This window comes from Lentisphaerota bacterium (assembly GCA_016873675.1).
GTDB lineage: Bacteria > Verrucomicrobiota > Kiritimatiellia > RFP12 > JAAYNR01 > VGWG01.
The window spans coordinates 36,020-48,621 of the sequence record VGWG01000001.1 but is presented as its reverse complement, the minus strand read 5'-3'; the positions used below and the strand labels follow the sequence as shown (position 1 = coordinate 48,621).

The window sequence follows — 12,602 nt, the reverse complement described above, 5'->3', positions numbered from 1 at the left end:
CCGTCTCTGTTTCCAAGGCCGGTCTCAAGCAGCCCCGTGAACGGCTAAAACTCCTCAAAACTCTCTTTGCGCGTCTCGTTGATATCCTTGATCTGCGCCTTGGCGCGCTGACCGGCGTCCACGGATGTCTTGCCGGTGAAGCCTTCGATCACCTGATTGACCGTCGATTTTTCGGGAGCCGTCGCAGTGGGAAAAGCCGTTCTTTCCGCAGGCGTGCATCCGGCCAGGCCGAGCGCTGTCATTCCGGTCAGAAAAAAGAGCCGCAGAGCAGACGATGCCCGAATGCACCCGCTGCTGCCAGCATGAATAAACGTTTTCATAGTCAGAAAATACCAGATCTGCGGCGGAAGGGCAAGCGGGCGCATGGCATTTCCAGCAATTCTAATCATGGGGTGGATTGCAGGTTACGTCCAAAGCGGGTATGATATAAACGCCACATCGACGAGGCGCGGACGTGTTCCGGCCCTTCAGACGATGTGCGCGCGGAGTGTGCGGTGTGACGCGTTACATTGTGCGGCGAATTCTGGAGGTCATCCCGACAACGGCGGGCGTGCTGCTGTTGACGTTCACGCTTTTCCATGTGGTTCCGGGATCGCCCGCCGAGGTGGTGCTGGGTAAAAACGCAACCGCCGAGTCGCTGGCGCTCTTTGACGCGAAGCACGGCTATGACAAGCCGTTGCTGGCGGGCAACTGGGCCGCGTCGCGCGCCCTGGCCCCCGGCGCGGTGATCGCGCCCGACGGAACCGTGCCGCTGGCTTTTCCAACCGGTCCGGGCATCTGGCGGCTGGCGGGACGGTCATCCGAAGCCTGGTCGGTGCGCATCCGCGTCGTGCTGCGCAGCAGCGTTTCGGGCGAGCGTGAAACGCAGCGTGTGGACGCTGACGCGGGCGGCACGGGCGGGGCGGACTGGTCGGCGCGCATCACGATCCCCGAAGGCGCAGTGGCCGAGGCGATCACCGTCGAGGGCGCGGCCGGCGCGGCGGTGTGGATCGCGCGCCGCACGGCCCATTTCTTCGATTCGCAACTGGTCCATTTTCTGGCCGGCCTGCTGCGGGGCGACCTGGGCGAGTCCTCGGATCTCGGGCGCCGGGTCGGCGCGGTGCTGCGCGAGGGGGTCGGCCCGTCGCTCGCGCTGACCGTGCCCATTCTGACGGGCGGCACGGTCCTGGCGGTGATGTGCGGGCTGTGGTGCGCCCTCTGCTGCGGTGGCACGGCGGACCGTTCGGTGCTGGCCGTCTCGACGCTCCTGATGAGCGTCAACTACGTGATCTGGGTCTTGGCGGGTCAGTTTGTGCTGGCGTACAAACTCCGGCTTTTCCCGATCTGGGGGTTCGAACATTGGACCTATCTGGCGCTGCCGGTGCTGATCGGCATTGCCAGCGGACTCGGACGCGACATCCGCTTCTGCCGCGCGGCGATTCTCGACGAAGTGGACAAACCCTACGTGCGGACCGCGCTGGCCAAAGGCCTCTCGACGCAGCGGGTGATGGTCCGGCATGTGCTCCGCAACAGCCTGATTCCTATCATCACCTATGTGAGCCTCTCGGTGCCGTTCCTCTTTACGGGAAGCCTGCTGCTCGAGAGTTTCTTCGGCATTCCGGGGCTGGGAAACGTCAGCCTCAACGCGATGCATTCGAAAGACATGTCGGTCGTCCGCGCGGTCGTGGTGATCGGCGCGCTGCTGTATCAAGGGGTGAACCTGTTGGCGGACCTGAGTTACGCGTGGCTCGACCCGCGGGTCAGACTGAGGTGAGCGAATGAGCGGTGGCATGAGATCGGTGGGTCAACGGCTCTGGGCGCGACGGGACGCCCGGTGGAGCCTGATCGTGGTCGGGATCTACCTGGCGGCCGCGATTTGGGGCGAGTGCATCTACCGGATCAACCGTCAGGCCGACCGCACCGCTGCGTACAACCGCGTGGACGAAACCCAGCGCTACCTCCCGCCGGCCGCGCTGCGCTGGGGACGGGGCGCATCGGCCTATCCCGGCGTCTCCGCTTGGACTTATCCGCTGGGCAGTGATAACCTCGGCCGCGATGTGTTGGGGCGCGTGGTTCAAGGCGTCCGTATCGCGTTCCATGTCGGCATCATCACCTCGCTGATCGCCCTGCCGCTTGGTGTGATTCTTGGTTGTTTGGGGGGGTATTTTGGCGGTCGCACCGACAGCGTCGTCAACTGGCTGTGCGCGACGGTCGCCTCCATGCCGGGGCTTCTCTTCATTCTGGCGGTGGCTCTGGTGGTCGGGCAGGGGCTGGCCGGTCTCTATCTCGGCATCGGGCTGACCACCTGGGTCGGCGTGTGCCGGAACGTGCGGGCCGAAACGATCAAGCATCGTGATCGGGCCTATGTCCAGGCGGCGCAGGTGCTGGGGTACAGCCACGCGCGAATCTTGTTCAGGCACATCTTGCCGAATGTCCTGCATATTGTGCTTATCTGTTTCTCGTTACGGTTTCCTTCGGCTGTGGCGACCGAGGTGTTTGTCAGCTTTCTCGGCATCGGCGTACAGGGCGAGCCCTCGTGGGGAGTGATGATCAACAATGCGCGCCTGCGCCTGTGGCAGGGCGTCTGGTGGGAGATGACTTTTGTGTCGGTGGCCATTTTTGCGCTGGTGATGAGTTTCAATCAGTTGGCCGATGCGTTGCGTGACGAGTTGGATCCGGCCTTGCGGACGAGTGCGTGACGACGGGGCGGCTCAGGGGGAAGGGAGCGAAACATGAAGATCGCGGTGATCGGTGCGGGGCATGCGGGTGTTGAAGCGGCGGCAGCGGCAGCGGCAGCGGGCGCGGAAGTGGACCTGTTCTCAAATGAAGGGGTGCTGCCGTATTTCCGTCCGCGGCTGATCGCGGTGGCCTGTGGCCAGTCCGATCCGCATGCGATCATCATCCATCCCGCTGAGTGGTACGCTGCCAGGGGGATCCGGGTTCACCTCGAGACGCCGGTCATGGTGTTCGATCCGGAGACGCGGCGGGTGGTGTGCAAGGCGACTGACGCGGCCTATGTCGCCGTGGTGCTGGCCTGCGGATCGTTGCCGATCATCCCCAAGATTGCCGGGTGGGGTGACGGCCTGCCGGTGATGACGCTGTGGACGATGCGCGAGGCGGTCCTGCTGCGCGACCGGATCACGCCCGGGGCACGGGTGCTGGTGATCGGCGGCGGCGTACTCGGCGTCGAGACTGCGCTCCGCGCGGCCGCAGTTGGCGCGAAACCGGTTGTGGTCGAACGCCTGCCGCGTTTGCTGAGCGCGAATTTGGGCGGGACGGCCGCAAGCCTGCTGAATGAACAGGTCGCCACCGCCGGGGTGGACATCCGCTGCAACCGATCCGTTCAGATGTTCCGGCGCGAGGCCGGCGGTGCGGTGACGGCCGTCCTAGACGACGGCTCCACAGTCGAGGCGGATGTCGCGGTCTGCTCGATCGGGGCGTCACCCAACCGGACGCTGGCGCAAGCCGCAGGGATAGAGACCGATCGGGGCGTGCTGATTGATGCCAACCTGCAGACGCAGTGGCCCGGTGTGTTTGCGGCGGGAGATGTGGCGCAACGGCGGGGAAGCGGGGTGCGTTGTTCGGCGCGTGAAGCGGCCCTGCAGGGCAAAGTCGCTGGCGCGAATGCGGCCGTCTGCGCCACCCCGCAGGACCTTCAGCCGTACACGCCGCCGCAACCGGTGATCGCGCTCAAGGTCGGCGAGGTTGAGGTCTATGCCGCCGGAGAGGCGGGGGGTGGCGAGGCCCACCGCGAAGAGCGATTGGACGACGGTTCGCTGCGCCGCGTATGCCGGTTGCTGGTGCGCCGCGGCGATGCAGTCGTGAGCGTACAGATGGTCGGCTCGCGCGAGGGTTTTGACGCCGCATGCAAACACTGGAGCGGACAATGAGCCACGTATTCAACGAGCCTGCCGCCTATCCGGCGGTACACCACGTCGGCATTGTGGTCGAAACGGCGTTCTCATCCTTGGGTTTGCTGGAGGCGGTGCTGGCCGACGTAGAGATCGTCACGCCGCTGCACGACGGGCGCACCTCGCGCACCGGCAAATACCGCACGCTGCGCGTGTCGATACGGGTCGGATCGCGCGCCGAACTGGATGCGCTAGACCGCAACCTGCGGGCGGTCGCAGGCGTGAAACTGTTGTTGTAGGGGACACACGATGACTCGATTGGGCATATTGGGCGGGACGTTCAACCCGGTTCACAACGGCCACCTGCTGATGGCGCATACCGCCGCCGCCGCATTTGGGCTGGAGCGGGTGCTGCTGGTGCCGTCGTCTCTGCCCCCTCACAAGGATCTGGCGGGCGGCGTGTCGGCGGAGCACCGGTTGGCCATGCTCCGGCTGGCGGGCGCGGGCGATCCGCTAGTGGCCATTGACACAGTCGAGATCGACCGCGGCGGCGTCTCGTATGCCATCGACACCGTGCGCCACCTGACGGATCGCTATCCTGGACACGAGTTGTTCTTCATCATCGGCCTGGACTCGCTGCTCGAACTCCATCGGTGGAAGGACATCGCGACCTTTCTCAAACTATGTCGCGTGGTCACCGTCAACCGGCCGGGGATCCTCGGCCGCCCGTTGCAGGAAGAGGACTTGAACCTCCCTGAAGCGCTGGCGCAGCGCCTGCTGGCGGACGTCGTCACGCGCGCGATGAGCGACGCATCATCATCTGAGATACGAGAGAGAATTGCCAAACGGCTGCCAATCAGCTATCTTGTTCCCCAATCGGTCGAGCAGTACATCCGGGATCACGCGCTGTACGGATCGTCGAATCAGGAGGCGGACTATCAAAGCACAAGAGATTGCATCTGAGATCAGGGTGGCGCTGGAAAACAAGATTGCCAAGGATATTCGCGTCTGGGATGTCCGGGGGATCTCTTCGATCACCGAGTTTTACGTGGTGGCAACGGGGACATCCGGGCCACATCTGAAAGCGTTGCTTTCAGAGGTGCAGCGGCACATGAAAGACCTCGGTGTGACGAGCTACCGGACTTCCGGTACGCCCGACAGCGGCTGGATGGTTCTGGACTTCGTTCACGCCGTCGTCCATATCTTTGCGCCCGAGGCGCGCGGTTATTACGCGATCGAGACGCTGTGGAAGGACGCCAAGCCGCTCTAGCCAAACCGTGGCATTCACCGTTCAGATCTCGTCGCTGTTTTCCGTGTCCCCATCGACGAACCCCTGCAAATCCAGCATCCGGCGCGTCAGCGCCTCGATGTCAGTGCTGATCGGATGCATGACGACCAGTTCTTCCTCCCAATCGGTATCCATGGCCATGGCCAGCATCAGAACGCCGTCCAGCGTAACCAGCGGGTGCACCGGTTCTGTCTTTTCGGGGGTGCGGAGCGCCAGCAGGGTTGCCGCACCGACTATGGATGCGGCGGCCGCAGACACCAAAAATGGCCGGATCCGAGCGAGAAAGACCCGCTGGCGGCGTGTGCGGAGTCCCCGCGCCGCTAGAGCGTGGATGCGGGCAAGCGTCTCGGGGGACGGTTCTCCAGAACTGACGGCCTGGACGGCAGGCCCCCACGTTTCAGCAAAGGCATTCAACCTCGCCTCATCGATCAGGTCCTCGGTTTTCATCGTTCCCTCCATTCGCTGGCCAAGACATTGCGCAAACGCGCGACCGCATAGTGCATCCGCCCCAGGGCTGTGTTCAGCGGAACCTTCAGGATCTTCGCTATTTCTTCGAAGCTCAATCCGCTGGTCGTTCGCATCAAAAAAACCTCCCGCTGCGGGGGCGGGAGCCCCGCCACGCACGCAGCGATTCGGACGCCGAGGTCGGCGCCATCCACCTGATCGGGAACCGATAGGCCGTCGGCGGCGATCTGGTCGGCGAGCCGCAAACCATCCTCCCCGACCGGCCGATCGAGGCTGTCATTCGGTTTGCGTCGGCGCATGCGGTCAATGACCGCATTCTTCGCGATCCGCCAAATCCATCCGCGAACGGTGCCCCCGCGGAACGACGCCTCATGCCGGATCACCCGCGCCCATGCGTCCTGAAAGATATCCTCTGCCTCCTCCTGGTGGCCCACCATGCCGCGAATATAGGAGAAGAGCGCACGCGAATGGCGACGCACCAGCTCGTCAAACGCATCAACCTCGCCGGCCCGGTAGCGTTGCAACAGAACCTCGTCATCGCTCAGAAGGCTCGCGGCCATAGGTAACCAGATAGAACGGTTTAGACGGTGAATTATTGTGCAGGCTGACCACCGAATGCAGCCCCTCACCCTGCCCGGTCGAGCGTGCGGTACTGGATCGCCTCGGTGATATGGGCGCATTGGATGGCATCCGACTGGTCGAGGTCGGCGATGGTCCGGGCGACCTTGAGGATGCGGTCGTAGGCGCGCGCGCTGAAGCGGTATTCGGTCATCGCCAGCCGCATGAGGTCTTGCGTGCCGGCGTCCAAGGCGCAATGGGCCTGGATGTCGTGCGGCCCCATATCGGCATTGCAGAGGATGCGCGGACGTTTCTTGAACCGCGCGTGCTGGCGTGTGCGGGCCGCGCAGACCCGGTTCCGGATGATCTCGGATGTTTCGCCGCGCGGTCCGGAGGCCAATTCGGCGTAGCGGACGGCCGGAACCTCGACATGCAGATCAATCCGGTCGAGCAGGGGCCCGGAGATGCGGCTGCGGTAGTGGAGCACGGTCTGGGGCGTGCAGCGGCATTCATGGGCTGGGTCGCCATAATACCCGCACGGGCAGGGGTTCATGGCCGCGATCAGCATGAACTGACAGGGGAAGGTGACGGTGCCTGCGGCACGGGAGATGGTGACCCTGCCGTCTTCCAGGGGTTGGCGAAGCACCTCGAGGGCATTGCGGCTGAACTCGGGAAGCTCGTCGAGGAACAAGACCCCCCGGTGGGCGAGCGTGACCTCGCCGGGTCTGGGATTGGCGCCGCCACCGAGCAGCCCGATGTCCGAAACGGTGTGATGCGGCGAGCGGAATGGCCGGTTGAGCACCAGCGCCTGATGGTCATCGAGCAGGCCCGCGATGCTGTGTACGCGGGTCGCCTCCAACGCCTCGTCCATGGTCATTTCGGGAAGAATCGCGGCCACGCGTTTGGCTAGCATCGACTTGCCCGACCCCGGCGGTCCAATCATCAGAATGTTATGGCCGCCGCTGACGGCTATCTCGAGCGCCCGCTTGGCCGTTTCCTGTCCCTTGACTTCGGCAAAATCATCGCACGGCCGTCTGGAGCGGAGACACACGCTGTCGAAATCGAGAACGATCGGCTCGATGTCTGCGAGACCCGACAGGAAATCGACGGCTTGGCGGAGCGAGCGGACGGGATAAACGCGGATGCCCTCGACAACTGCGGCCTCCTCCGCATTGTCGGCCGGCACGATGACCCCTTCCAATCCGGCCCGCCGCATCTCCAGCACGATCGGTAGCACACCGCGCACGCGGCGGACCTCGCCGCTGAGGGCCAACTCGCCGATCAGGCCGATGCGGCCGATGCGGCCGCCACAGTCGGCCTCATCCGAAGCCGCAATGAGGCCCACCGCGATGGGCAGGTCAAAACTCGGTCCCTCCTTGCGCACGTCGGCGGGCGCGAGATTGACCGTGACGCGACCCACGCGGGGGCGGAAGCCCGAGTTGTGGATGGCGGTCCAGACGCGATCCTTGCTTTCACGCACGGCGGCGTCTGGGAGGCCCACGATGACCGTCAGGAACTCGCCGCCTCCCGTATGGACTTCGATCCGAACTTGGAACGCGTCCACGCCAAAGACAGCCCCAGACTCAACTGTTGCCAATGCCATAATCGCGTACCCAGACGAGCGATCTAGCTGCGGCCGCGCTTGCCGAGCTGCTTGTCGGCCATAAACAGGGCGCCTTTGGATCCGGCGCTCATTTCGAGCATCCAGATAACGTCATGGGCGTTGGATTCTTCTTCCACCTGCTCGTTGATGAACCACTGCAGCATGTTCTGTGTGGCGAAGTCCTTCTCCGCAGCGGCCAGCGCGGCCAGCTCGCCAATCCACGCGGTCACCTTGTTCTCGTGTGCCAGCGCATCCTGGAACATCTCCAGCAGATCGGCCCACTCGGTCTTCGGTGCATCGATCGCCGAGAGGACAACCTTGGCGCCTTGGTCCTCCAGATATTTGGCGAAGCGGAGCGCATGTTCCTGCTCCTCCTTGAACTGGACGGTGAACCAGTTTGCGGCCCCTTTGAAGCCCTTGACTGTGGCATCCTTGGCCATCGCCAGATAGAGGAACGCCGAGAAGAACTCGCGGTTGATCTGTGTGTTGATTGCCTGTGCGCATTTCTTGCTGATCATGGTTGTCTCCTTTTCTCAGGGCCCTTCCCGGCTGATCTGTTGATCGCCGCCAATCGACCCGTTTTGTCAGCAGTGTATCACATCCCAACCTCCGTTGCCACTGTCATTAGCGTCCCGTGGAAAAACGGTCGATACCGGTCGATACCGCGTCAAGGTCAGCGGCCGACCCGCGCCACGCCGCCGCCGTCGGACAGATCGCGCAGGGCGGCCGCGGTCGCGCCGATCATCGCGTCGGCGCCGACCGACACGCCGGGGATCACCACCGCATTGGACCCCACCAGCGCCCGCGGACCGATATGGCACCCGCCCGACACACGGGCTCCCGGGCATATCTGGGCAAAGGCGTCCACCGCCGCGTCATGCCCCACCGTCGCCTGATGGTTGACGATCACGCCGGCACCGAGTTGGGTGCCGCACGAGATCACGGCACCGACGCCGATATAGCATCCCTCCCCCACCCGGGCATCGGCGGCCACCACAGCCGTGGGGTCGCACACCGTCAGTGGCCGCCAGCCGCACGTGATCGCCCGCACCGTGAGCCGTTCCCGCGCCGCATTGTCCCCCACGGCCACATGAAACCAGACCTCGCCACCACCGACGCAGGCGGCCCCAAGCGGTCCCAGTAGCGGCAGTCCGCGCCACACCCCGCACTGTTTTCCGGGCGCGTCATCGCAAAACCCGATGGTCGCCGTTTCGCCGAATTGCGCGGCCATCCGTTCCAACACCCAGGCGACCTCGCCGCCAAAACCGCTCGCGCCGATGATGATGACCTTTTTCATGGTTGTGCACTCCTCCGTTTTGCGGCTGCGTCCGCCCGAATCACCACTCGTAGCGGATGCAGTTCCTCTTCCAGCGACAGCGGCATCGACCCGGTGCCGAGGCAGTCGGCCACGACACACCCCAGCCAGTCGGGAGGCCTGACCGAAACGTCCAGCGGTCCGCGATCTTCCCGCCCCACCACCAGCCGGGTGCGGCTGCCGCCATCCGTTGCTTCGGCCATCCCGTCCGTTCCGAACACGCGCAGCATCTCATTGCCCCAGCTTCCGCTGCCCGGCGGATTGAGGTAGTTGGCCGTGACCGAGGCGAGTCCTCCGTTCTCCAGCCGCGCCATCAGCACGGCCGCCAGGCGCAACCCGCCGTCACCGCCAGGATTGCCGCAGGTCGTCTCCATCGCGTCGACCTCGGCCACACGAACCCCCGCCACCTGCTCAATGAAACGGACGGCATGGATCGCGCACTGCCGGATCAGGCCGCCGTCGAGGGATTCGTCCCGGGGGCGTCTATCGTGCCAGGGATACGATTTCTGCGCCGCGACTTGGACAACGGTTCCGATCACTCCTGAGCGCACGGTCTCGCGCATGCCAAACCACGGCTGCTCAAACGCGCTCCCGGCCATCTCGTGAAAGCGCCTGTCCGACGCCTGGGCGGCGGCGAGGATCGCGTCGAGATCCGCCTCGGTCAGCGCGGCCGGCTTCTCGGCATACACATGTTTGCCGGCCCGCAGGCAGGCGATAGCATCGGCGGCCTGATCGCCGCGCCGCGGGGAGCAGAGCGCCACGAGATCGACATCGGGGCGCAGCAGAAGCGCAGTGAGATCCTCCGCGACGGCAACCGCACATCCGCTGGCGCGCAGCGCTTTCACCATGCCGTCTGGAAATGCGGCCACGGCTGTCAGCGCCGCCGGGTAGCGGTGGGGACGCATCAACGCGTGATGGATCTGATGCCCGTGGGTCCCGTACAAACCAATGCGCAACAGGTTCATGCGCTCCTCCATCTGTTGCCTCTAAGCATAGCCGAAAATCGTCCGGACATGCGAAACAACGGCCGCTTTTATACCAGCCATATCGACCGCCCGGCCGAGGACGCACGCCATGGAGGTGACCCCAGCCGAGGTGAGTCCACACGGCACAATGCCGCCGTAATCGTCGAGGCGGGTGTTGACATTCAAGGCAAACCCGTGCATGGTGACCTGACGGGATACGCGGATGCCGATGGCGGCGATCTTGTCGTTGCCGACCCAGACGCCGCGGTTGCGCGAGTCGCGTCCGGCAGGAATCGCAAAATCCGTCAGCGTCCGGATCAGCACCTCCTCAACGGCTGTCACATAGGCCAGCACGCTCAGGCCGCGTTCGCCGAGATGGATGATCGGGTAGCCGACAAGTTGACCGGGGCCGTGGTAGGTGACATCGCCGCCGCGCGAGGTGGCGAACCGCAGGATCCCGCGCCGCTCCAGTTCAACCGCATCCAGCAGGATATGACTCGCGTTGGCTGAACGCCCCAGCGTGTAGACAGGCCGATGCTCCAGCAGCAGCAACGTATCGCCAACCGTCCCGGCCACACGCCTGGCGTGAAGCTCATCCTGGAGCGCTGCGGCGGCACCGTAATCCACGCCGGCCCCAAGATCGCGCAGATCAATGCCTCCAGACTCCATCGCGCACCGGGCCTTTCCCGAAACAAAAAACCGTACAACCGGCGCAGGCCGGATGCACGGATGTCGCGCCTGGAAAAAGAGATGCTACCGCTCTCACGCCATTGCGCTGACGCGGGCGTGCAGACGGGATTTCTTGCGGGTGGCGCAATTGGCGCTGATAAACCGCCGTTTCGCTGCCTTGTCCAGGACCGAGGTGAAAGCGGAATACTGCTTCTCGGCCTCGACCTTGTTGCCAGCTTGAATCGCCTCTTCCAGCTTGCGGCCGCCCGTCAACACCTTGCTCTTGCCGGCACGGTTGTTCGCGCGGCGCTTCAGGGCTTGGGTCGCCCGCTTCTCTGCACTCTTGATGTTCGCCATGTAACAATGCTCCTTGATCGTCCACTTCTTGCCTAAACGCGTCACTATGATACCGTATAAACGGCCGGGGTCAATAGCGAATTTCACAATCGGTGTCTTTAGCGGCCGAGCGCCAGCCGATTGATGAACCTCTGGGGGATGTTGGCGTGGATATTCCGATCCATCGCCGCATCGACATCATAGGCCACGCGACGGAACTCGACCCGGCGTGTCTTGGAATTAAAAATGACGTATGAACTCCGCGTGTCGCCATCCCGCGGCTGTCCAACACTGCCCACGTTGATGAAGTATTTCGTTCCCATCCCGGCGTGGAAGGTTGCAGGATCAAACCGCATGACATCGTTTCCCTGCTTCGCAAAGACCAGCGGCACGTGCGTGTGTCCATGGAATGAAAGCGTGGTGGTCTGGTAGGTGAAATGGGCCTCCGCGTCCAATAGATCAAAGACGTAGCCCCACCGATCGGGCATGTCGAGGGTGCTGTGGACAAGTCCGATCCCCATGTGCAGCTTCTGCAACGGCAACGCGCGCAGCCAGGCCATGTCGATATCGGACAATTGCCGCCGCGTCCAGTCGATCACGCTTGCGGCCAGCGGCTGGAAATCGTCCAGCAACTCCTCGCTGAAGGCGCAATAGTGGTCATGATTGCCGCGAACCGTCACGGCGGCCAGTTCGTCGCGGATCATCGCGACGCAGCCCGTGGGGTCGGCGTTATAGCCGACAATATCGCCAACGCAGAGAAAGTCGGTCACTGACTGGCTGCGGGCGTCGTCCACAACGGCCTTCAAGGCATCGATGTTGGAGTGAATGTCGCCCAGAATGGCAAATCGCTTATCCATGCGTAAGGAGTCCGGCCTTTCGCCTCGCGATCAACCGTTGATCCGCAACAGGGCAGCCGCCACCGCCAGGTCATCGACCGTGGTGATCTTGACGTTCGGCTTCTGCCATTCCACCAGCCGCACAGGCTCGCCCAGCAATTCAACGGCCGCCGCCTCGTCGGTCACCGTGACGCCCTCGGCCTCGACCTTCTGATAGGCGCGCAACAACAAGTCCAGCTTGAACGCCTGGGGCGTCTGCACGGCCCAGAGCTTCGTCCGGTCGACCGTGTGATCGACGACCGTCCCCCGTTCAACATGCTTGACGGTGTCGACGATCCGGTTGGCCGCGACGCCGCATCCCGTCTTCTGCGCCGCCTTGATGGTCTCCGCGATCAGTTCGGCTGTGACGCAGGGGCGCGCCCCATCGTGGATCACAACGATCCGCGTCTCGGGAGCGAGCGAGGCCAGTCCTTTGGCCACCGAATCCTGCCGGCGCCCGGCGCCAGCCACGATCTCAGAAACCTTGGAAAGCCCGAACATCTGAACGACAGCCTTGGCCGCCACCATTTGCTCCCGGCGCACAACGAGGACGATCTTGTCGATGTCGGCGCTGTCCTCAAAGGCCAGCAACGACCAGACGACCACGGGCTTGGGCCCGAGACTGAGGAACGCCTTGTCCGTTCCCGTCCCCATCCGCTCGCTGCGGCCGGCGGCCACAATAATCGCTGATACCATAG

At 64.0% G+C, this 12,602-nt stretch carries 17 protein-coding genes; 6 read left to right on the top strand and 11 right to left on the bottom strand.

Annotated elements, in window-relative coordinates:
* Positions 1-44: 44 nt before the first annotated feature.
* Positions 45-320, bottom strand: coding sequence for a hypothetical protein (locus tag FJ222_00205; protein ID MBM4162861.1), 276 nt, complete (start codon positions 318-320; stop codon positions 45-47).
* A 176-nt stretch (positions 321-496) separates the two neighbouring features.
* On the opposite strand from FJ222_00205, the gene FJ222_00200 reads away from it, so the two are divergent.
* Genes FJ222_00200 through rsfS form a run of 6 tightly spaced genes read left to right on the top strand, consistent with a single transcriptional unit; the run spans position 497 to position 5,100 of the window.
* Positions 497-1,753, top strand: a complete 1,257-nt coding sequence (locus FJ222_00200; GenBank protein ID MBM4162860.1) for an ABC transporter permease — start codon at positions 497-499, stop codon at positions 1,751-1,753.
* Between the two features lie 4 nt (positions 1,754-1,757).
* Positions 1,758-2,678, top strand: a complete 921-nt coding sequence (locus FJ222_00195) for an ABC transporter permease (GenBank protein MBM4162859.1) — start codon at positions 1,758-1,760, stop codon at positions 2,676-2,678.
* Between the two features lie 33 nt (positions 2,679-2,711).
* Positions 2,712-3,869 carry a hypothetical protein gene (locus tag FJ222_00190; GenBank protein ID MBM4162858.1) on the top strand — a complete coding sequence of 386 codons (1,158 nt, stop codon included), beginning with the start codon at positions 2,712-2,714 and terminating at the stop codon, positions 3,867-3,869.
* Entirely contained in the window at positions 3,845-4,129 is a 285-nt protein-coding gene (locus tag FJ222_00185) for a DUF493 domain-containing protein (GenBank protein ID MBM4162857.1), read from the top strand. The genes FJ222_00190 and FJ222_00185 overlap by 25 nt, the downstream gene beginning before the upstream one ends.
* Positions 4,130-4,139: 10 nt before the next feature.
* Positions 4,140-4,793, top strand: a complete 654-nt coding sequence (gene nadD / locus FJ222_00180) for a nicotinate (nicotinamide) nucleotide adenylyltransferase (GenBank protein MBM4162856.1) — start codon at positions 4,140-4,142, stop codon at positions 4,791-4,793.
* Positions 4,651-5,100 carry a ribosome silencing factor gene (gene rsfS, locus FJ222_00175; protein ID MBM4162855.1) on the top strand — a complete coding sequence of 150 codons (450 nt, stop codon included), beginning with the start codon at positions 4,651-4,653 and terminating at the stop codon, positions 5,098-5,100. The genes nadD and rsfS overlap by 143 nt, the downstream gene beginning before the upstream one ends.
* 21 nt (positions 5,101-5,121) lie before the next feature.
* On the opposite strand, the gene FJ222_00170 is transcribed toward rsfS, so the two are convergent.
* The 10 genes from FJ222_00170 to ispD all read right to left on the bottom strand — a co-directional run bounded on the left by FJ222_00170 (position 5,122) and on the right by ispD (position 12,600).
* The gene (locus tag FJ222_00170; GenBank protein MBM4162854.1) at positions 5,122-5,565 is read right to left on the bottom strand and encodes a hypothetical protein; all 444 of its coding nucleotides are present in this window, start codon (positions 5,563-5,565) and stop codon (positions 5,122-5,124) included.
* Entirely contained in the window at positions 5,562-6,263 is a 702-nt protein-coding gene (locus FJ222_00165) for a sigma-70 family RNA polymerase sigma factor (protein ID MBM4162853.1), read from the bottom strand. The genes FJ222_00170 and FJ222_00165 overlap by 4 nt, the downstream gene beginning before the upstream one ends.
* On the bottom strand, positions 6,209-7,744 hold the full coding sequence (locus FJ222_00160) for a YifB family Mg chelatase-like AAA ATPase (protein MBM4162852.1): 1,536 nt from the start codon (positions 7,742-7,744) through the stop codon (positions 6,209-6,211). Before FJ222_00160 ends, FJ222_00165 begins: the two co-directional genes overlap by 55 nt.
* Before the next feature lie 23 nt (positions 7,745-7,767).
* Entirely contained in the window at positions 7,768-8,262 is a 495-nt protein-coding gene (locus FJ222_00155; protein ID MBM4162851.1) for a ferritin, read from the bottom strand.
* Positions 8,263-8,417: 155 nt separating this feature from the next.
* Complete coding sequence (locus FJ222_00150) at positions 8,418-9,041, bottom strand: hypothetical protein (GenBank protein MBM4162850.1); 624 nt, start codon at positions 9,039-9,041, stop codon at positions 8,418-8,420.
* Positions 9,038-10,036, bottom strand: coding sequence for a Gfo/Idh/MocA family oxidoreductase (locus tag FJ222_00145; protein ID MBM4162849.1), 999 nt, complete (start codon positions 10,034-10,036; stop codon positions 9,038-9,040). Before FJ222_00145 ends, FJ222_00150 begins: the two co-directional genes overlap by 4 nt.
* Positions 10,037-10,045: 9 nt before the next feature.
* Complete coding sequence (lipB, locus tag FJ222_00140) at positions 10,046-10,693, bottom strand: lipoyl(octanoyl) transferase LipB (GenBank protein MBM4162848.1); 648 nt, start codon at positions 10,691-10,693, stop codon at positions 10,046-10,048.
* A gap of 93 nt (positions 10,694-10,786) precedes the next feature.
* The gene (rpsT, locus tag FJ222_00135) at positions 10,787-11,050 is read right to left on the bottom strand and encodes a 30S ribosomal protein S20 (protein ID MBM4162847.1); all 264 of its coding nucleotides are present in this window, start codon (positions 11,048-11,050) and stop codon (positions 10,787-10,789) included.
* Positions 11,051-11,148: 98 nt separating this feature from the next.
* Entirely contained in the window at positions 11,149-11,886 is a 738-nt protein-coding gene (locus tag FJ222_00130) for a metallophosphoesterase family protein (GenBank protein MBM4162846.1), read from the bottom strand.
* Positions 11,887-11,916: 30 nt separating this feature from the next.
* The gene (ispD, locus tag FJ222_00125) at positions 11,917-12,600 is read right to left on the bottom strand and encodes a 2-C-methyl-D-erythritol 4-phosphate cytidylyltransferase (protein ID MBM4162845.1); all 684 of its coding nucleotides are present in this window, start codon (positions 12,598-12,600) and stop codon (positions 11,917-11,919) included.
* Positions 12,601-12,602 lie beyond the last annotated feature (2 nt).

What these genes read in the sequence shown, in the direction of transcription:
- FJ222_00150 (MBM4162850.1), bottom strand. Translation starts at nt 9,041, where the DNA reads ATGAAAAAGGTCATCATCATCGGCGCGAGCGGTTTTGGCGGCGAGGTC.
- FJ222_00170 (MBM4162854.1), bottom strand. Translation starts at nt 5,565, where the DNA reads ATGAAAACCGAGGACCTGATCGATGAGGCGAGGTTGAATGCCTTTGCT.
- FJ222_00145 (MBM4162849.1), bottom strand. Translation starts at nt 10,036, where the DNA reads ATGGAGGAGCGCATGAACCTGTTGCGCATTGGTTTGTACGGGACCCAC.
- FJ222_00190 (MBM4162858.1), top strand. Translation starts at nt 2,712, where the DNA reads ATGAAGATCGCGGTGATCGGTGCGGGGCATGCGGGTGTTGAAGCGGCG.
- FJ222_00160 (MBM4162852.1), bottom strand. Translation starts at nt 7,744, where the DNA reads ATGGCATTGGCAACAGTTGAGTCTGGGGCTGTCTTTGGCGTGGACGCG.
- FJ222_00195 (MBM4162859.1), top strand. Translation starts at nt 1,758, where the DNA reads ATGAGCGGTGGCATGAGATCGGTGGGTCAACGGCTCTGGGCGCGACGG.
- nadD (MBM4162856.1), top strand. Translation starts at nt 4,140, where the DNA reads ATGACTCGATTGGGCATATTGGGCGGGACGTTCAACCCGGTTCACAAC.
- FJ222_00130 (MBM4162846.1), bottom strand. Translation starts at nt 11,886, where the DNA reads ATGGATAAGCGATTTGCCATTCTGGGCGACATTCACTCCAACATCGAT.
- FJ222_00185 (MBM4162857.1), top strand. Translation starts at nt 3,845, where the DNA reads ATGCAAACACTGGAGCGGACAATGAGCCACGTATTCAACGAGCCTGCC.
- FJ222_00205 (MBM4162861.1), bottom strand. Translation starts at nt 320, where the DNA reads ATGAAAACGTTTATTCATGCTGGCAGCAGCGGGTGCATTCGGGCATCG.
- rpsT (MBM4162847.1), bottom strand. Translation starts at nt 11,050, where the DNA reads ATGGCGAACATCAAGAGTGCAGAGAAGCGGGCGACCCAAGCCCTGAAG.
- ispD (MBM4162845.1), bottom strand. Translation starts at nt 12,600, where the DNA reads ATGGTATCAGCGATTATTGTGGCCGCCGGCCGCAGCGAGCGGATGGGG.
- FJ222_00155 (MBM4162851.1), bottom strand. Translation starts at nt 8,262, where the DNA reads ATGATCAGCAAGAAATGCGCACAGGCAATCAACACACAGATCAACCGC.
- FJ222_00165 (MBM4162853.1), bottom strand. Translation starts at nt 6,263, where the DNA reads ATGCGCCCATATCACCGAGGCGATCCAGTACCGCACGCTCGACCGGGC.
- lipB (MBM4162848.1), bottom strand. Translation starts at nt 10,693, where the DNA reads ATGGAGTCTGGAGGCATTGATCTGCGCGATCTTGGGGCCGGCGTGGAT.